18 protein-coding genes are annotated in these 17,258 nt (G+C 41.1%); 6 read left to right on the forward strand and 12 right to left on the reverse strand.

Annotated features, from left to right (window positions below; genetic code table 11):
• Window positions 1-51: 51 nt before the first annotated feature.
• The 7 genes from dapA to O3651_RS00895 form a co-directional block, all read right to left on the reverse strand.
• Window positions 52-987, reverse strand: a complete 936-nt coding sequence (gene dapA / locus O3651_RS00865) for a 4-hydroxy-tetrahydrodipicolinate synthase (protein WP_223367512.1) — start codon at window positions 985-987, stop codon at window positions 52-54.
• A 79-nt stretch (window positions 988-1,066) separates the two neighbouring features.
• Window positions 1,067-2,143 carry an aspartate-semialdehyde dehydrogenase gene (locus O3651_RS00870; protein WP_371609239.1) on the reverse strand — a complete coding sequence of 359 codons (1,077 nt, stop codon included), beginning with the start codon at window positions 2,141-2,143 and terminating at the stop codon, window positions 1,067-1,069.
• A gap of 566 nt (window positions 2,144-2,709) precedes the next feature.
• Complete coding sequence (locus O3651_RS00875) at window positions 2,710-3,234, reverse strand: GNAT family N-acetyltransferase (RefSeq protein ID WP_062005294.1); 525 nt, start codon at window positions 3,232-3,234, stop codon at window positions 2,710-2,712.
• Window positions 3,231-3,884, reverse strand: coding sequence for a DNA alkylation repair protein (locus tag O3651_RS00880; RefSeq protein WP_371609240.1), 654 nt, complete (start codon window positions 3,882-3,884; stop codon window positions 3,231-3,233). The genes O3651_RS00875 and O3651_RS00880 overlap by 4 nt, the downstream gene beginning before the upstream one ends.
• A 3-nt stretch (window positions 3,885-3,887) precedes the next feature.
• Window positions 3,888-4,496, reverse strand: a complete 609-nt coding sequence (locus O3651_RS00885; RefSeq protein WP_048764452.1) for a DUF5052 family protein — start codon at window positions 4,494-4,496, stop codon at window positions 3,888-3,890.
• The gene (locus O3651_RS00890; protein ID WP_371609241.1) at window positions 4,496-5,038 is read right to left on the reverse strand and encodes a hypothetical protein; all 543 of its coding nucleotides are present in this window, start codon (window positions 5,036-5,038) and stop codon (window positions 4,496-4,498) included. Before O3651_RS00890 ends, O3651_RS00885 begins: the two co-directional genes overlap by 1 nt.
• 133 nt (window positions 5,039-5,171) lie before the next feature.
• On the reverse strand, window positions 5,172-6,842 hold the full coding sequence (locus O3651_RS00895; protein ID WP_371609242.1) for a formate--tetrahydrofolate ligase: 1,671 nt from the start codon (window positions 6,840-6,842) through the stop codon (window positions 5,172-5,174).
• A gap of 207 nt (window positions 6,843-7,049) precedes the next feature.
• Between O3651_RS00895 and O3651_RS00900 the strand changes: the two genes are divergently transcribed.
• The 5 genes from O3651_RS00900 (at window position 7,050) to O3651_RS00920 (ending at window position 11,212) form a co-directional block, all read left to right on the forward strand.
• Entirely contained in the window at window positions 7,050-7,742 is a 693-nt protein-coding gene (locus tag O3651_RS00900; RefSeq protein WP_371609243.1) for a phosphopantothenate--cysteine ligase, read from the forward strand.
• Window positions 7,739-8,290 carry a phosphopantothenoylcysteine decarboxylase gene (gene coaC / locus O3651_RS00905; protein ID WP_371609244.1) on the forward strand — a complete coding sequence of 184 codons (552 nt, stop codon included), beginning with the start codon at window positions 7,739-7,741 and terminating at the stop codon, window positions 8,288-8,290. The genes O3651_RS00900 and coaC overlap by 4 nt, the downstream gene beginning before the upstream one ends.
• On the forward strand, window positions 8,274-8,837 hold the full coding sequence (locus O3651_RS00910) for an ECF transporter S component (protein WP_125381963.1): 564 nt from the start codon (window positions 8,274-8,276) through the stop codon (window positions 8,835-8,837). The genes coaC and O3651_RS00910 overlap by 17 nt, the downstream gene beginning before the upstream one ends.
• A 192-nt stretch (window positions 8,838-9,029) precedes the next feature.
• Window positions 9,030-10,748: a phospho-sugar mutase gene (locus O3651_RS00915; RefSeq protein WP_371609245.1), complete on the forward strand. Its 1,719-nt coding sequence runs from the start codon at window positions 9,030-9,032 to the stop codon at window positions 10,746-10,748.
• A 116-nt stretch (window positions 10,749-10,864) separates the two neighbouring features.
• Window positions 10,865-11,212, forward strand: coding sequence for a thioredoxin (locus O3651_RS00920; protein ID WP_371609246.1), 348 nt, complete (start codon window positions 10,865-10,867; stop codon window positions 11,210-11,212).
• Window positions 11,213-12,002: 790 nt separating this feature from the next.
• On the opposite strand, the gene mutY is transcribed toward O3651_RS00920, so the two are convergent.
• From mutY to O3651_RS00945, 5 genes are read right to left on the reverse strand one after another with little or no spacing between them, the layout of a single operon-like run.
• Window positions 12,003-13,166: an A/G-specific adenine glycosylase gene (mutY, locus tag O3651_RS00925; protein ID WP_371609247.1), complete on the reverse strand. Its 1,164-nt coding sequence runs from the start codon at window positions 13,164-13,166 to the stop codon at window positions 12,003-12,005.
• Window positions 13,167-13,222: 56 nt separating this feature from the next.
• Entirely contained in the window at window positions 13,223-14,197 is a 975-nt protein-coding gene (pta, locus tag O3651_RS00930; protein ID WP_371609248.1) for a phosphate acetyltransferase, read from the reverse strand.
• 19 nt (window positions 14,198-14,216) lie between these two features.
• Window positions 14,217-15,110, reverse strand: a complete 894-nt coding sequence (locus O3651_RS00935; protein ID WP_371609249.1) for an RluA family pseudouridine synthase — start codon at window positions 15,108-15,110, stop codon at window positions 14,217-14,219.
• A complete protein-coding gene (locus O3651_RS00940; protein WP_005590379.1) occupies window positions 15,107-15,925 on the reverse strand; it encodes an NAD kinase in 819 nt (272 codons plus the stop codon). The genes O3651_RS00935 and O3651_RS00940 overlap by 4 nt, the downstream gene beginning before the upstream one ends.
• The gene (locus O3651_RS00945) at window positions 15,909-16,580 is read right to left on the reverse strand and encodes a GTP pyrophosphokinase family protein (protein ID WP_037585978.1); all 672 of its coding nucleotides are present in this window, start codon (window positions 16,578-16,580) and stop codon (window positions 15,909-15,911) included. The genes O3651_RS00940 and O3651_RS00945 overlap by 17 nt, the downstream gene beginning before the upstream one ends.
• A gap of 95 nt (window positions 16,581-16,675) precedes the next feature.
• Between O3651_RS00945 and O3651_RS00950 the strand changes: the two genes are divergently transcribed.
• Window positions 16,676-17,236: a CYTH domain-containing protein gene (locus tag O3651_RS00950; protein WP_371609250.1), complete on the forward strand. Its 561-nt coding sequence runs from the start codon at window positions 16,676-16,678 to the stop codon at window positions 17,234-17,236.
• Window positions 17,237-17,258: the final 22 nt, after the last annotated feature.

Here is a 17,258-nt window from a genome sequence, read left to right on the forward strand (position 1 = left end):
TATTTAATCACACCTTACTTATCTATATAAAATCTAAACCAAAATTGCCGATCAATAATCTGGTCTTAGAACCCCTTTAACAGTCTCTTTAGTCGCTTCATAGTCGCCATCAACTACAACCTTGATAATACGCTTAGCATCTTCTTCAGGAGCTGGCACAAGCGGTAAGCGGGTTGGACCTGCTGCAAAGCCCATGTAATTGAGAACGGCCTTGACTGGGGCTGGGCTTGGATAAGAGAACAGGGCATTGACTTTAGGGATGAATTTCCGTTGGATAGCTGCTGCTTTTTTGATATCATTGTGCTCAATAGCATCCAGCATTTCAAACATTTCATCACCGTTTGTGTGAGAAGCAACTGAAATAACTCCATCAGCCCCCAGATTCATAGCATGAAAGGCATCGCCATCCTCACCGGTATAAATCAGGAACTCCTCTGGACGATGTTCAATCAAATAAGCCATATTAGCCAGACTCGTACATTCCTTCACGCCAATAATATTTGGGTGCTCTGCCAGCCTCAACATAGTCTCAGGTGTCATCTCAACTACTACCCGTCCTGGGATATTATAGATAATGATAGGCAGGTTTGAAGCGTCCGCAATCGCTTTAAAGTGCTGATACATGCCTTCTTGAGACGGTTTATTGTAATAGGGAACAATGGCCAAACCTGCCGCAAAACCACCAAACGCATCTACTTCTTTGACAAATTCGATGGAGTCGCGCGTTTCGTTGGTACCGACACCAGCTATCAAAGGAACACGACCCTTGACAACTTCTTGTACAGCCGCAAACAATTCCAACTCTTCATCGTGAGTCAGGGTTGGACTCTCTGCAGTCGTTCCAGCTAGCAAAATCCCATCTGTATGGTGAGCCAACAAATGCTCAATCAAATCTGGAACAGCCTCAAAATTGATGGAGCCATCTTCATGAAAAGGAGTGATAAAAGCGGTGATAATTTTACAATTCTTCAAATCTGCGTATGCCATAGACTTACCTCTCTTTGTATAAAAAGAGGATTGAATGACAGAAATTCAATCCTCGACCTGTCACGTATTTTTAGACAGTTTATTTTAATTCAAAAACAACTTCTTCCGTTGGACGGACCAAACCACGCTCATGAAGCGTTTCTGCAATCTGTACAGAGTTCCAAGCAGCACCTTTAAGAAGGTTATCTGAAACAACCCACATGTGAATTCCTTTTTCAGCATCCAAGTCCTTACGGATACGACCAACAAAGGTATCACGTGAGCCAACAGCATTGATAGCTTGTGGGTAGACTTGGTTAGCCACATCATCCTCCAGAACGGCTCCTGGGAAAGCTGCAATGGCTACCTTGACTTCTTCAATTGGAGCCACTTCTTTTGTTTCGATGTAAACAGACTCAGAGTGAGCTGACAAGACTGGAATACGTACACACGTTGCTGAAACTGCGATGCTATCGTCTTCCATAATTTTCTTGGTTTCCTTAGTCATCTTCATCTCTTCGTAAGTGTAATCATTGTCAGTAAAGACATCGATTTGCGGAAGAGCATTAAAGGCGATAGGATAGTGTTTCTTGTCACCGCCTGAAGGTAAGATTTCCGCATGCAAATCACGCGGGGTCACACCATCATTCAACACTTCACGAAGCTCGCGTTGCGTTTCAAGAATGGCTCCCATACCTGCACCAGAAACCGCCTGATAAGTTGAAACAATGATACGCTCCAAGCCCCATTGCTGACGGACTGGCTCCAAGGCCACCATCATCTGAATAGTTGAGCAATTAGGACAAGCGATAATCCCTTTATGCTGATCTAGTGCATGAGCGTTTACTTCTGGAACAACCAGAGGCACATCAGGATTTTGGCGGAAATATGAGGTGTTGTCCACTACGACTGCACCAGCTTTAACTGCATAGGGAGCATATTTTGCTGAAGTAGAGCCACCAGCTGAGAAAAGAGCGATGTCTACGCCTTCAAAGGCAGTTTCTGTTGTTTCTTCGATCGTAACATCTTGTCCCTTGAACTGAAGAACCTTACCAGCTGAACGAGCAGAAGCCAAATAACGAATCTTGTCAATTGGAAGTGTTGATTCTTCCAGCATTTTAATCATTTGAGCGCCAACAGCACCAGTGGCACCAACTACAGCAACTGTATATCCCATACAATCCACCTCTGAATTTTCTAAAAATTTTGTATATTCTAGTATTATACTATTTTTAAGGAAAAATGCAAATATTTCTAAAGAATTACGGCCTTATTTTGTCGAAATACGCAACACTCACAATGCTGACCTCCTCAATATCAATGTCTCTAAGATCAGCCGCAGATAACTATCTTGCATTTCTAAGAGTAGTTTCATCAAGAGCAATAGCACTCACGACGTCGACCGTCTCAGTATCTATGTCTCTAAGCTCGGCTGCGACTAATTGTTTTGCCTCTCTAAGAGAAGTTTCAGGGTTTACAGATTTTGCCCTCACGGACAAAACTGTATCTACTGCTCTAAGACTTGACTTCGTCCTGCAGACTGGTTTCGTCAAGAGCAATAGAAAATCCCCAATCCGTAGACTGGGGATAAGGGCACTTTCGTGTGATCAGCAGGTTCACACAACTGATCAAGGTCCGCTCCTGCGTTTATGACCTCCCATGCTTCAATTTGCAGAAAATCTGCATATCGACTCATCGCACGAGATATAGTTTACCTTATCTTTTTCCGTTTTGTCAAGGTGTTTAATCTAAAATATAAACAAAAACTTGTCTATCCTTCCACTCCTGACCTTCTTTTTGGAATTGTTTCCGTACTCCTTCACGATAGAAATCAGCTTGCTCTAGTAATTTTTGCGAAGGGATATTCTGTAGATCAACATGTGCTTCTAAACGATGAAATCCTAGTTCGCGACTGACTTTCTTGAGTTCTTCTAACATTGCTCTGGCGTAGCCCTGACGCCAAAATTGATTATGTATCGTATAACCTATTTCTGCCCATTGAAAATCATCTCTAGCTAGCACAAATAAATTAACCATACCTACATGTTTTCCGCTTTTTGCGTCATAAATTCCCCAAATATACTGTTGGTCTTTCTCTCGAAAATCGCGGTGCTTAGCTACCAAATCCGCAAACCAACTTTCTGTACAAATTGTCATATCTAAAAGTCCATCATCAAATGGTGATTGGGATGGTAGTCTATTTGAAAATCCTTCCAGCCAAACTGAGTAATCCTTCTCTTCCAGATATTTTAAATAAATATGTTTCATAAATACTTACTTCCCTCTCGAATACTAAGCGCAGCCATTTCTGCCTGATGCCGCTCGATAAAATCTCTGACCCAGTCTGGATTTGTTTTGGAATAATCTCTCAGCGCCCAGCCGATGGCCTTGTTAATAAAGAATTCTGTTTGACCAAGATTATTCACTAAAATTTTCTCTAATAGTTCTGTGTCAGTATCTTCTTTTCGCAGCAACTGATGATCAATAGCCAGGCGCCGCAACCAAAAATCTTGGTCACAGCTCCAAGATAGAATAATCTCTTTGGTTTCTGGAAATCGGGCAATGATGGATCCGACCAAGCGGTCCAAAAAGTCAATGGTATCCCACCAAGACTTAGTTTGAGCTAGTTTCTTCAAACGTGGCAAATCAGATGGGGTCAAGAGCTTCTTGCGAATTTCCAGATAATCTAGCGCGGCATACTGTAATTCTCGATAAGGATTATTCCAAGCTTCATTTATAAAATCCCAATCAATGACGGAGTCTGTTTGCTGTTTGAAAAAAATCTTTGCGAGTTTCCTCCTAGCCGGAGTCTTGATTCCTAAAAATTCAAATTTATTTTTCATATAGGCTTTCATAGCAACCGCATCGTCAGGGTTAGCTACTGCTTTCAGATTTTCAAGTAATTCTTCTACATCCATAACTTACTCCAGCAATTCACGGTCATAAATAGTGTAGTCGCAGCGGTAAATCACGAGGCGCTTGCCGTCAATCAGCAACTCAGAAGTTTTGGGAGCATCAGATTTATCAAGAGAGACACGATCGCCAGCATAGGCAGCCAACGGAGTGCCGTTTTGAGAGCGAATCAGAATAACCTTTTTCTTGCCGGTAAAATCGTTTTTAAAAGCTGAAATCATACGATTTAAAACAGGGACTGCATGGCTATTCTCCTCAACATCCGCAGTCTTTTGATATTGAGCAAAGACATCTTTCAACCCCTTTTCTTCTGCAATCAAGGAAGAGCCCACATGGTCAATCTCATACTTACCCAAGGTAATTTTGAGCACAGAAGAATCTTCCTTGGAATTTCCTTCCGCATCAACTGAGTCAAATTCCTCGTTACGCGAGATGGATAAGGATTTGCCCGACATCTGGTCGATGAGTTGGGAATTCTCATCATAGGTGCGAACCGTCATCTCCAGCCCCAGCCATTCTTCCTTGGCATTTTTAAACCACTTTTCAACAGATTGACAACCAGTCAAGGTCAAAAGGGCAATGCTTAGAAGAGTTATTAATAGGTATTTCTTTTTCATTATTTATGCTCCATATTTTTTTCGTATAAGGAAATTTCTTTTGCAATTTGTGATTTGGTTGCTTTTCCCGTCAATAATAACTTGAGAGGCCTCATCACTTGCAGTCCTAGGCCACCCATTGTATAGTAAGACAGGCGATAGTAAAAATAATTTACAAATTCAATGATGGCAAACAACCAAAGTAAAACTCCAATAATGATATTACTGCCACTACTCACTATAAAAGACCAGATCCAAATCGGTATATATGCAAGCAGCATCATAAAATCCAGCACTTTTAATCCTTTATAAAGAGGTGCAAGTAGTTGAGTTTCCAAGGCCTTCTTCTTTTGGATTCGTCTTAAACAGTTAAGCCAATAGAGGGAACCTTGAACCAATATCAGATTAAGAATTAACAGTGGAAAATAAAGGACAGCGCTGGATGTAGCAAATCGAGTCTCTGGTTTCGTATACAGAACATACACGATACAGAACAACACGACACTTATCGATTCCCCTGAGGCCAAATAAATTAATTCCTGTTTGAGACTTCTTTTTTTCAATGTTCATCCTCCTATGAGCAAAAAATAGGTGATGGGAATATGGCTTTATTATATCAAAACATCTGGAATTTAAGTCTAAAAAAGAGAGGCCCAGCGCTATTTAGCCCAACCTCTTCTTATATCTTAAATTCAATTAGAACAAACCAATCGCTGTACCATCGGCTGCCACATCCATATTGAGTGCTGCAGGACGTTTTGGTAGACCTGGCATGGTCATGACATCTCCTGTCAAAGCCACGATAAAGCCTGACCCAAGTTTTGGTACCAATTCACGAATGGTAATTTCAAAGTTTTCTGGCGCGCCTAAAGCAGCAGGATTGTCTGAGAAGCTATACTGTGTTTTGGCCATACAGATTGGCAGCTTGTCCCAGCCATTCTTGACAATTTCCCGAATCTGAGTCTGCGCTTTTTTCTCAAAGTTTACTTTTGAACCGCGATAGATTTCAGTGACAATTTTATCGATCTTCTCTTCGATAGTTGAGTCATTGTCATAAAGACGAGTGTAGTGTGCTGGTTTTTCGTCAATAGTTTTGACTACAGTTTCAGCTAGAGCCACACCGCCTTCAGCACCATCAGCCCAGACACTAGCAAGCTCAACAGGTACCCCGATTTCTGCACAGAGTTCCTTAAGCGCAGCAATTTCAGCTTCCGTATCAGAGACAAATTCATTGATGGCTACGACTGCTGGAATACCGAACTTACGGATATTTTCAACGTGGCGTTTAAGGTTAGCAAAACCTGCACGAACTGCTTCTACATTTTCTTCTGTAAGTGCATCCTTAGCAACGCCACCATTCATCTTAAGAGCACGAAGTGTTGCGACAATTACCACTGCATCTGGAGAAGTTGGTAAGTTCGGAGTCTTGATATCGAGGAATTTCTCAGCGCCAAGGTCTGCACCGAAGCCAGCTTCAGTCACTGTATAATCAGCCAAGCGCAGCGCTGTGCTAGTCGCCAAAACAGAGTTACAGCCATGGGCGATATTGGCAAACGGTCCACCATGAACAAAGGCTGGTGTTCCGTAAATAGTCTGAACTAGATTTGGCTTAATCGCATCTTTCAAGACTAATGCCAAGGCTCCTTCTACCTCAAGGTCACGAACATAGACTGGTGTGCGGTCATAGCGATAACCGATGACAATGTTTGCCAAGCGATTTTTCAAATCTTCAATATCTGTTGCCAAGCAAAGAATCGCCATGATTTCAGAAGCAACCGTGATATCAAAACCATCTTCGCGCGGAATACCATTAACCGGACTTCCTAAGCCAACGGTCACATGACGAAGAGCCCGGTCATTCAGGTCAACCACCCGTTTCCAGATAATGCGACGCTGATCGATTCCCAACTCATTTCCCTGATGCAGATGATTGTCGATAAGAGCAGACAGAGCATTATTCGCAGTCGTAATGGCATGCATGTCGCCAGTAAAATGTAAGTTAATATCTTCCATCGGTAGGACTTGCGCGTGACCGCCACCAGCTGCTCCTCCTTTGATCCCCATCACTGGTCCCAAGGACGGTTCGCGAATGGCAATCATCGTTTTCTTACCAATTTTGTTGAGTGCATCAGCCAGTCCAATGGTAATGGTAGACTTACCTTCTCCAGCTGGAGTTGGATTGATTGCCGTCACCAAAATCAGCTTGCCGACAGGATTTTTCGCTACCTCACGAATTTTGTCAAAACTGAGCTTGGCCTTGTACTTTCCGTACAGCTCCAAATCGTCATAATCAATGCCAATCTTTTTTACTACATCCACAATAGGCTGTAATTCAACACTCTGAGCAATTTCGATATCTGTTTTCATTAAGGAACTCCTCTAATTTGATAAAACTATTATAACAAATATGATACAAAACTGCACATTTAAACTCCAATAACAACATAATGTTCGGTAATTACTTTAAATATTTTTGCATGATGCATCTTTTCTAGTAAAAAAATAAGTTTGGCTAAATTGAGTATTAAGTTAATTTTATTTTACTAAATTCATTTTTTCTTGTAGAATAAGGCTATGAACATATTGATTACTTCTGGCGGAACGAGTGAAAAAATCGACCAAGTTCGCTCTATCACCAATCATTCGACAGGTCAACTTGGAAAAATGATAGCTGAGCATTGTTTAGCCAATGGTGCCTATGTGACACTGCTAACCACGGCGAAAGCTGTTAAACCTGCACCGCATGACAACCTAACGATTAAGATGATCGAAGATACGGAGCAGCTCCTGATAGCCATGGAAGAGCTGGTACCAGCTCATGATGTGCTCATTCATTCAATGGCTGTTTCTGACTATAAACCAGTGTATATGGTAGGATTTGAGGAGGTTCTTGCCAGTTCAGATTTGGCAGAATTTCTGGAAAAAAGTAATTCTGAAAGTAAGATTTCGTCTGCTGATGATTATCAGGTTCTTTTCCTCAAGAAAAATCCTAAAATCATCGGCAAAGTCAAGGAATGGAATCCCAATATTCGATTGATTGGCTTTAAGCTCTTAGTTGACGTTTCTAAAGAAGACTTACTTGCCGCTGCTAAAGCCAGCCTTGAAAAAAATCAAGCTGAATTAATTGTAGCCAACGATTTGACTGAAATTGCTAACGGGCAACACCACGCCTATCTCCTAGGAGTAAACACTGTCTCAGAAGCTTTCTCCAAGGAAGAAATTGCTGAACAATTGTTAAGCCATATCCAGAAAGGAGACAGTTCATGATCCATGTTACTCTCGCTGTCACGGGCAGTATTTCGGCCTATAAAGCAGCAGATATTACGAGCCAGCTGGGTAAGCTAAGCTATAGTGTGTCTGTTCTCATGACGGAAGCTGCCAGTCACTTTATCACCCCGCTGACCTTACAGGTTTTATCAAAGAATCCTGTTTCCCTTGACCTTATGGACGAGCCGAGGCCAGACAAGGTCAACCATATTGAAATCGGTAAAGAAACAAATCTTTTCTTAGTCGCTCCTGCTACAGCCAATACCATCGCCAAACTGGCTAATGGTCTGGCAGACAATATGGTAACCGCTACAGCTCTTGCTCTCCCATCTCATGTCAAAAAAGCCATCGCGCCAGCCATGAATACCAAGATGTATGAAAATCCACTAACTCAGCACAATTTTGAAAGATTAAAAAAATTTGGCTGGGAGATTATCGAACCGCGTGAAGCTGTTCTAGCTTGCGGAGATCATGGGACTGGCGCTCTAGCTGATGTCAATATTATTATAGAAAAAGTAAAGGAAATTCTAAATGAGAAAACAATCTAGTATCGCGCAAATTGCTATCTTTTTTGCTATTATGTTAGTGCTCCATCTGCTGAGCTCTGTCATTTTCAACCTACTACCAGTTCCGATTAAGCCGACCATTATTCATATTCCAGTCATTATCGCTAGTATTATCTACGGACCACGAATTGGAGCTGTTCTTGGAGCTCTGATGGGGGTAATCAGTGTGGTGACCAACACCGTTGTCCTGCTGCCAACTAGCTACCTCTTCAGTCCTTTTGTAGAAAATGGAAGCATCAATTCATTGATGATTGCTATGGTGCCACGTATTCTAATCGGAATCACCCCGTATTTTGTCTACAAATGGATGAAAAACAAGCCAGGTTTAGTTTTGGCTGGTGCCGTTGGTTCAATGACTAACACCATCTTCGTTCTCGGAGGAATTTTCATTCTATTTTCATCTGTTTACAATGGAGACATCAGAGCCATGCTTGCGCTGGTTTTATCAGCCAATTCAATCTCAGAAATGATTATATCTGCTCTCCTTACAGTTGCAATCGTTCCAGCACTTGAAAAACTTAAAAAATAATCACCTAGTGTGATTATTTTTTTACTCTATTTTTGTTCACTTTTTCAAAGGATTTCATTATTTTTTAGGTCAGCACTTTCAAAAACTATGAAAATATGTTACAATGAAAGCGATTAAACAAACAAGAAAATCTTGCGGCCTATCTTAAAGACACGATGATTTTCTATCTTAAATATAAAGGAGACTCCATCTATGACCTATCAAGAAAACTTCAAAAAATGGCTTGACTTCGCTGAACTTCCTGACTATCTTCGGAAAGAGTTAGAAGGTATGGACGAAAAAACTAAGGAAGATGCCTTTTATACAAACCTTGAGTTTGGTACTGCTGGTATGCGTGGTTTGATCGGCGCTGGTACCAACCGTATCAATATCTATGTTGTCCGTCAGGCAACCGAAGGTTTGGCTCGCTTGATTGAAGAAAAAGGTGATGAGTTCAAAAAACGCGGTGTTGCGATTGCTTACGACTCTCGTCATTTTTCACCAGAATTTGCCTTTGAATCTGCTGCTGTTTTAGCTAAGCACGGTATCAAGTCTTATGTCTTTGAAAGCCTGCGCCCAACTCCAGAACTTTCATTTGCAGTGCGCCATCTAGGAACTTTCGCTGGTATCATGATTACAGCCAGCCACAACCCTGCTCCATTTAACGGCTACAAGGTATATGGTGAAGACGGCGGTCAAATGCCTCCGCATGATGCAGATGCATTGACTGACTACATCCGTGCGATTGAAAATCCTTTTGCGATTGAGGTCGCTGATGTTGAAGCTGAAAAAGCTTCTGGCTTGATTGAAGTGATCGGCGAAGCTGTCGATGTAGAATACCTCAAAGAAGTTAAAGATGTCAATATCAACCAAAAACTGATTGATGAATACGGCAAGGACATGAAGATTGTCTATACTCCACTGCACGGTACTGGTGAAATGCTGGCTCGTAGTGCTCTTGCCCAAGCTGGATTTGACTCTGTGCAAGTTGTTGAAGCTCAGGCTGTAGCTGATCCAGACTTCTCTACTGTTAAGTCTCCAAACCCTGAAAGCCAAGCAGCCTTTGCTTTAGCTGAGGAATTGGGTCGCAAAGTTGGTGCAGATGTCTTGGTTGCAACTGACCCAGACGCTGACCGTGTTGGTGTGGAGGTTCTTCAAAAAGATGGTAGCTACCTCAACCTTTCAGGTAACCAAATCGGTGCTATCATGGCTAAGTACATCCTAGAAGCTCATAAGAGTGCAGGAACTCTGCCAGCTAACGCAGCTCTCTGTAAGTCTATCGTTTCTACTGACTTAGTGACTAAGATTGCCGAAAGCTATGGCGCAACCATGTTCAATGTCTTGACTGGTTTCAAATTTATCGCTGAAAAGATTCAAGAATTCGAAGAAAAACACAACCACACCTACATGATGGGATTTGAAGAAAGCTTCGGCTATCTGATTAAACCGTTTGTACGCGATAAAGACGCTATCCAAGCTGTTTTGGTCGTGGCTGAGCTTGCTGCCTACTACCGTTCACGTGGCTTAACTCTGGCTGACGGTATCGAAGAAATCTATAAAGAATACGGCTACTACGCAGAAAAGACTATCTCTGTGACCTTGTCTGGTGTTGATGGAGCTGAGCAAATCAAGGCTATCATGGCTAAATTCCGTGACAATGGTCCGAAAGAATGGAACCAAACAGCTATTACTGTCGTAGAAGACTTTAAGGCTCAAACTGCTACTGCTACAGATGGTACTGTTACAAACTTGACAACTCCTCCAAGCGACGTCTTGAAATACACACTTGCGGATGGTTCATGGATCGCTGTTCGTCCTTCTGGTACTGAACCAAAAATCAAGTTCTACATTGCCGTTGTCGGTGATAGCAATGAGGATTCTCAAGCAAAAATTGCTGCTATTGAAGCAGAAATTAATGCCTTTATCAAATAAAATAATCTTATCAACCAGAGAATAAAGTTCAGATTCTCTGGTTTTTCGTTTCCAAATCATGCATTTTTCTACTTTTTATGGCATACTAGTTTTATCAAAAGAAATGAGGATTATTTATGGAACAATTTGCTCAACATATTAAAGACCTAGAAGTCTCAACTGTTGACCGAGCTCGTCAAGCGATTGCTGACAAAGAGACAGCAACTTTCTTTGTTGGTCGCAAAACTTGCCCTTACTGCCGTAAATTTGCTGGAACATTGGCTGGTGTTGTGGCTGAAACTAAAGCCCACATCTACTTCATTAACAGCGAAGAAGCCAGCGAATTAGAGAAACTGCAAGCCTTCCGCTCTGAATACAGCATTCCGACGGTTCCTGGTTTCGTTCATGTTCAAGACGGTCAAGTGGCTGTTCGTTGTGATTCTTCTATGACTGCAGATGAAATTAAAGCTTTTGCTGGGATTTAAGTATAAGTTTCCATTTAAAGGGTAGTTTATTTGCCTCCCTCTTTACAGAGCGAGAAGGACTATAAGTTATTTTAAAAATGAAAAAGACAAACAATATTGTTTGTCTTTTATTTTTCTTTCAAAGTATATATCGGAAAGCCGTGTTCTACTATTCTATCATCTAGTTTAAAATAATTTTTAAACCAATGTTTATATTTTTTAAATAAAGCTTCAATACAGAGATACAGGATGATTAGTGAAAAAATAAATAGAAAAGCGTGCCAATCTTGAAATCTCGAGGAACTTTCAATAAACATAGCCCAGTATACACATGAGAAGAGCAAAAGAACTCCTGAAATCAAATTCACATATAAAATATAGCTTACAAAGAAGAGAATTTGATGTTTCTTTGATCTTTTACTGTAATAGACTTTATAGTTTTCGGTATGTCTTTCGAAGACAGGCAAGTGAAAGGAATAGCGTCCGCTCCCGAACTCAACTAACTCAGGTAAGGCATGATAGCCACACCAATGGAAGCATTTATAGATGAACTCGCGAGTCAAAAAATAAATATTTAAGCCTATAAAAATTGGAATAATGACGAAGTCAGGTTTCACCGTTGGAGAAAATACCCACTGAAAATAAAGAAGGCAATGTAAGAAATTCAAAGCGCCTAATATAAAATAAATGACACCAGCAAGTTTGCTACGACGTCCAATAAAAGTTTTATCTGGAGGACTAGGGGTGTGGGACATATTTTAATGATTTCCTATTCTTCGTAAATTTAATCAAGTACAATAGACTATTGACTTTAGTTTCCATCTTTTAGGTTCCTAAAAGCCTCCCACATCTTCTGCTGGGGCTTGGCAAAAGGGTACTTGGCAAATTCTTCTGGATGTAGCCACAAAACTTCTCCCTCAGCTGCGTGCTGGCTATCCTTAACTCGACCGTAAGCCAGCTGAATATGCCACTTGCGATGGCTGAAGATATGTTGCACCTTTGGAAAGGACTGCTGCTGCCAATTGACAATTAAATCATAATCCTGCTCAAAGCTTTCTTGAGGAGATAAATCCAGATTTAGCTGGTTTTCAGCCACCTCAAAGAGAGACATCTGATTCTCTGATTGAAATTCCTCAACTTCAATCAAGGGAAAATGCCAAAAACCGGATAACAAGCCAGCAGCCTCATTCTTTTCAAGCAAGAATTGGCCTTGTTCGTTTTCGATAATCAAGCCTTGCAGATAGACTGGAACCGGCTTCTTTTTAGGTGCTTTGATTGGGTATTTATCCATTGTTCCATGTAAATAAGCGGCGCTGAACTCTTTTACAGGACTGTCTTCTGGATGGGGATTAACAGGAGATTCAATATCTGACCCCAGATCCATCAGTGCTTGATTGAAATCCCCAGGTCTGTCTAGATCAATCAGAATCTCCATCATGGCCTGAAAGACCTTACGATTGCTTGGTTGCCCAATATCTAAATCAACTTCAAACAAGCGACTCAGCACCCGCATGACATTGCCATCCACCGCAGGCTCAGCTAGGCCAAAGGCAATACTAGCAATGGCACCAGCCGTATAAGGTCCAATCCCTTTGAGGCTAGCAATTCCTTCATAGCTATCAGGAAATTTTCCAGCGAAATCCGTCATTATCTGCTGGGCTGCTTTTTGCATATTTCGCACCCGCGAATAATAGCCCAACCCTTCCCAAGCCTTGAGCAGTCTATCTTCTGGTGCCTGCGCTAAGTCGGCCACAGTTGGAAACCAGTCAAGAAAACGCTCATAGTAAGGAATCACCGTATCCACACGTGTTTGCTGCAACATAATCTCAGAAACCCAGATATGATAAGGATTATTTGTTCTGCGCCAAGGCAGGTCACGTTTGTTTTTATCATACCACGTCAATAATTTCTTGCGAAAAGAGGCAATTTTCTCCTCTTCCCACATTTCAATTCCAAATTTTTTTAAATCTAACATTTCTCTCATACTTAAACAGACTAAAAAAGATGAATTACTCATCTTTTTTAGTTATTTTATTGGTCAACACTTTGTGCAGCTGTAATCAGTGTTAAGTTATAAACGTCATCTGAATTACATCCGCGTGAAAGGTCATTTACTGGCTTGTTCAATCCTTGAAGAACTGGACCGACTGCTGAGAATCCACCTAAACGCTCTGCCATTTTATAACCGATATTTCCTGCTTCAATGCTTGGGAAGACAAAGACAGTCGCTTTACCTGCAACCTTGCTTCCTGGAGCTTTCAAGGCTGCTGTGCTTGGTACAAAGGCAGCGTCAAATTGTAATTCCCCGTCAACTTCTAAGTCTGGGCGCAAGTCATGGACCAACTTAGTCGCTTGAACCACTTTATCAACGCTTTCTCCAAAGCCAGAACCTTTCGTTGAATAGCTCAGCATGGCAATCTTAGGATCAATGCCAAACATTTTAGCTGTCACGGCTGAGTTAATCGCAATTTCTGCCAAGGCTTCTGAGTCAGGATTGATATTAATGGCACAGTCGCTGAAAAGATAACGTTCTGAACCACGCACCATGAGGAAGGCACCTGAAGTTCTTGTTACATTTGGACGTGTTTTAATGATTTGCAAGGCTGGACGCACTGTAGCAGCTGTAGAGTGGATAGAGCCAGAAACCATACCATCTACGATACCGAGATAGACTAGCATCACCCCAAAATAATTAACGTCTGTTCTTAAAAGCTCAAGAGCTTCTTCTTCACTGATTTTGCCCTTGCGACGTTCCACAAGAGCAGCTACCATTTCTTCCATTCTGTCATAGTTTTTAGGATCTATGACTTCATATCCGTCCATAATATTTTCGATTTCCAAGTAAATACGGATCTTATCTGGATTCCCCAAAAGAACTGGTGTAACTTCTGATTCTTTGACTATGCGTTTAACCGCTTGAAGAATACGCGGTTCTTGCCCTTCTGGCAATACAATACGAACATTTTTACCAACAACTGAGTCTCTTAGATTTTCAAAAACTTCCATGAGTTTCTCCTTTAAAATTTTAATTATTTTTTGTTAACGATGTAATGGTGTTTTGGAAATCAATCGGCAACTGGGATTCCAATTGGAGCTGCTTTTCCAAAAATGGATTATAAAAAGATAAAGAGTGACAATGCAAAGCCTGACGTGTAATTCCCGCTTCCAAAGTCCCACCATAGAGATCATCCCCAAGAAGAGGAAAGCCAAGATGGGCAAAGTGCACACGAATTTGATGGGTTCGTCCAGTGAGCAAGCGAATATCTACCAAATAGATATCGCCAAACTGCTCTACAACCTTGTAGCTGGTATGAGCATACTTACCATCCTTTGTCACACATCTGGTGATGATGCTGTCAGGGTCGCGCCCGATTGGCGCAATTATATCTCCCTCCAGTTTAAGCTCACCGCTCCCCTGAACGAGCGCATAATAGCGCTTCTCAATCATTTTTTTCTGCAGTTGCTTATCCAGTCTTGCATGGGCATAGCCATGTTTTGCAAAGAGCATGAGTCCACTGGTATCGCGATCCAATCTCGTCACAATGTGAACCTGCTGGTTTTCATAATCTTGCCGAATATAGTAAGCCTTAACAAAGTTTGCCATCGTATTCGAATGGTTGACACTAGGGATACTAGCTACTCCGGCAGGCTTATCTAAAACTAGAAAGTGCTCATCTTCATACACGATCGACAAATCACGATCCACGGCTTCTAGGCTTTCAAAGCCTTTCTCAGAAGGGATATCTACTGTCACCTTATCGTCAATATCCAGCAAATAAATGGCATTTTGAGTTTGACCATTGACAAGAATATTGCCACCTGCAAACTTCACTTTGGCCAAAAGGGCTTTTGAAATTTCATGCTTTTTCAAAAAAGTTTTGACTTTGACATGCTCATCCGCAATAAATTCAAATCTCATTCTTGGCACTCCTCGATAAAGGAGTCTCTCACGCGATTCCAAAAGCTGGTATGGCTAGGTGAAGCTACAAAGTTAATCTTATGATTATCGATTTGGTACTCAATACGGACAATATTTTTATAAGAAAATGTTTGATTATCAACCGCTATGGTATAGTAGTCATTACGAGTCGGTAGGAGCTCAATCTTATCTTTTTTAGGAACAATAACTGAGGAACCTAAAGTACGATACACACGATTGTTGAGGCTAGCAATCTCTGTCACTTGCAAGGCTTCAATCGTTGGATGTAGAACAGCTCCTCCTAACGATTTATTGTAGGCTGTGCTTCCAGTAGGCGTTGAGACAGAAATCCCATCACCTCTAAAACGCTCAAAATGGACATTATTGATGACCACATCAACTACCATGGTTCTGTCGGAACGTTTAATCGTTGCTTCATTGAGCGCACGAATCGTCCGAGTTTCCCCATTTTCAAAGGTCAGCTTGACATTTAAAATCGGATAAGAGACCTTGGCACCTGTGTCTAATTTCAGATTTTCCACTAATTTATCGATTTCAAAGTCTCGGTAATCTGTATAAAAACCCAAATGTCCGGTATGGACACCGACAAAGCGCACCTTATCCAGCTGCTCTTCATACTTGTGAAAGGCTGATAGCAGCATCCCATCACCACCGACAGAAATCACGATATCTGGATTTTTGGGTGTCAGAATAAAGCCTGCTTTCCGCAATTTTTGCATCAGAGTTTGAAATACTTCCTCACTCTGCCTTTTGCGATTGCGGATTATCGCTATTTTTTTACCTGTATTCTTCATCTGTATCGTCACTATTTCCAACACCGTCATTTAGCTTGCGGTGCAGAGGATCAAAGAGCGCTTGTGCTTCTTGGATGGCATCGCGAATGGCTCCCATCTCTTCATCTAGCTGATAGGCGAGATTAGCTGTTGTCTCCAAGCGCCGTTTGATTTCCTCTGGAAATTCTCCTTTATACTTATAGTTTAAAGAGTGCTCAATCGTTGCCCAAAAGTTCATGGACAAGGTACGAATCTGAATTTCTGCCAAGATAACTTTATTTCCATTAATCGTATCTACTGGATATTCAACAATGGCATGGTAGCTACGATAACCACTGTCTTTTTTGTTTTTGATGTAATCACGTTCCTGGACGATACGCATATCTGTCCGATTTCGTAAAACTTCTAAAACTTCATCCACATCGTCTACAAATTGAACCATAACACGCAAACCAGCAATATCCTGCATCTCTTGGGCTAAGTTTTCCTCAGTTATCCCGCGAAGTTCCATTTTTTCCTTGATGCTTTCAATATGTTTTACGCGACCGGTTACAAACTCGATCGGTGAATGGCGTTGCTGTTTGCGATACTGTTTGCGAATGCCACGAAGCTTTATTTTCAACTCACCAACCGCCTGAATATATGGATCCAGAAAATCTTCCCAATCTATTGTCATATACATACCTTGTCATCTATTCGTTTTTTGTATAAAATAAACACAGTTGTTATTATAACATAAAATCGCTTTCAGATAAAGAAAAGGATTTAAAAATGAACCATTTAGAAATTGAATACAAAACAATGCTAACAGAAGACGAACATAAACGACTTCTGACCTTCTTTGATTATGTCCAGCCAATTTTCCAAGTCAACTATTATATTGATTCGGCTGACTTTGCTCTCCGTGAAGCTCGTATGGCTCTGCGAGTCCGAACCACTCCTGACGCTGCTGAGTTTACTCTAAAAATTCCTCAAAAACTTGGAAATTTCGAATACAACCAAGCCTTGTCCGAAGATGAATTCAAGGAAATTACAGAAAATTTGCAATTTCCTCAGGGAGAAATCCTAGACAAACTCCAAGAAAAAGGAATCCCAGTTGACAAACTAACAATACTCGGAACCCTTGAAAATATTCGCTATGAAAAACAAGATGCAATTGGCCTTTTTGCCTTAGACGAAAGTCGTTACTTTGGTAAAAAAGATTTCGAATTAGAATTAGAGATCAATGATATTGAAAAGGGGGAGCAAAAGTTCAAAGACTTTTTAAACGAAAATCAAATCCAATACAAGCCTGGTAAAAGTAAGATTGCCAGATTTGCCGAAAACTTGTAAAAATGCTGAAATAATCTCATTT

Source organism: Streptococcus sp. 27098_8_73 (genome assembly GCF_041432495.1).
Taxonomy (GTDB): Bacteria; Bacillota; Bacilli; order Lactobacillales; family Streptococcaceae; genus Streptococcus.

Bases quoted from the DNA above. Each gene is read 5' to 3' on its own strand.
- O3651_RS00920 (WP_371609246.1), top strand. From the start codon at position 10,865: ATGGAACAATTTGCTCAACATATTAAAGACCTAGAAGTCTCAACTGTT.
- O3651_RS00870 (WP_371609239.1), bottom strand. From the start codon at position 2,143: ATGGGATATACAGTTGCTGTAGTTGGTGCCACTGGTGCTGTTGGCGCT.
- O3651_RS00875 (WP_062005294.1), bottom strand. From the start codon at position 3,234: ATGAAACATATTTATTTAAAATATCTGGAAGAGAAGGATTACTCAGTT.
- O3651_RS00900 (WP_371609243.1), top strand. From the start codon at position 7,050: ATGAACATATTGATTACTTCTGGCGGAACGAGTGAAAAAATCGACCAA.
- dapA (WP_223367512.1), bottom strand. From the start codon at position 987: ATGGCATACGCAGATTTGAAGAATTGTAAAATTATCACCGCTTTTATC.
- pta (WP_371609248.1), bottom strand. From the start codon at position 14,197: ATGGAAGTTTTTGAAAATCTAAGAGACTCAGTTGTTGGTAAAAATGTT.
- O3651_RS00885 (WP_048764452.1), bottom strand. From the start codon at position 4,496: ATGAAAAAGAAATACCTATTAATAACTCTTCTAAGCATTGCCCTTTTG.
- O3651_RS00935 (WP_371609249.1), bottom strand. From the start codon at position 15,110: ATGAGATTTGAATTTATTGCGGATGAGCATGTCAAAGTCAAAACTTTT.
- O3651_RS00910 (WP_125381963.1), top strand. From the start codon at position 8,274: ATGAGAAAACAATCTAGTATCGCGCAAATTGCTATCTTTTTTGCTATT.
- O3651_RS00940 (WP_005590379.1), bottom strand. From the start codon at position 15,925: ATGAAGAATACAGGTAAAAAAATAGCGATAATCCGCAATCGCAAAAGG.
- O3651_RS00915 (WP_371609245.1), top strand. From the start codon at position 9,030: ATGACCTATCAAGAAAACTTCAAAAAATGGCTTGACTTCGCTGAACTT.
- mutY (WP_371609247.1), bottom strand. From the start codon at position 13,166: ATGTTAGATTTAAAAAAATTTGGAATTGAAATGTGGGAAGAGGAGAAA.
- O3651_RS00895 (WP_371609242.1), bottom strand. From the start codon at position 6,842: ATGAAAACAGATATCGAAATTGCTCAGAGTGTTGAATTACAGCCTATT.
- O3651_RS00950 (WP_371609250.1), top strand. From the start codon at position 16,676: ATGAACCATTTAGAAATTGAATACAAAACAATGCTAACAGAAGACGAA.
- coaC (WP_371609244.1), top strand. From the start codon at position 7,739: ATGATCCATGTTACTCTCGCTGTCACGGGCAGTATTTCGGCCTATAAA.
- O3651_RS00880 (WP_371609240.1), bottom strand. From the start codon at position 3,884: ATGGATGTAGAAGAATTACTTGAAAATCTGAAAGCAGTAGCTAACCCT.
- O3651_RS00945 (WP_037585978.1), bottom strand. From the start codon at position 16,580: ATGACAATAGATTGGGAAGATTTTCTGGATCCATATATTCAGGCGGTT.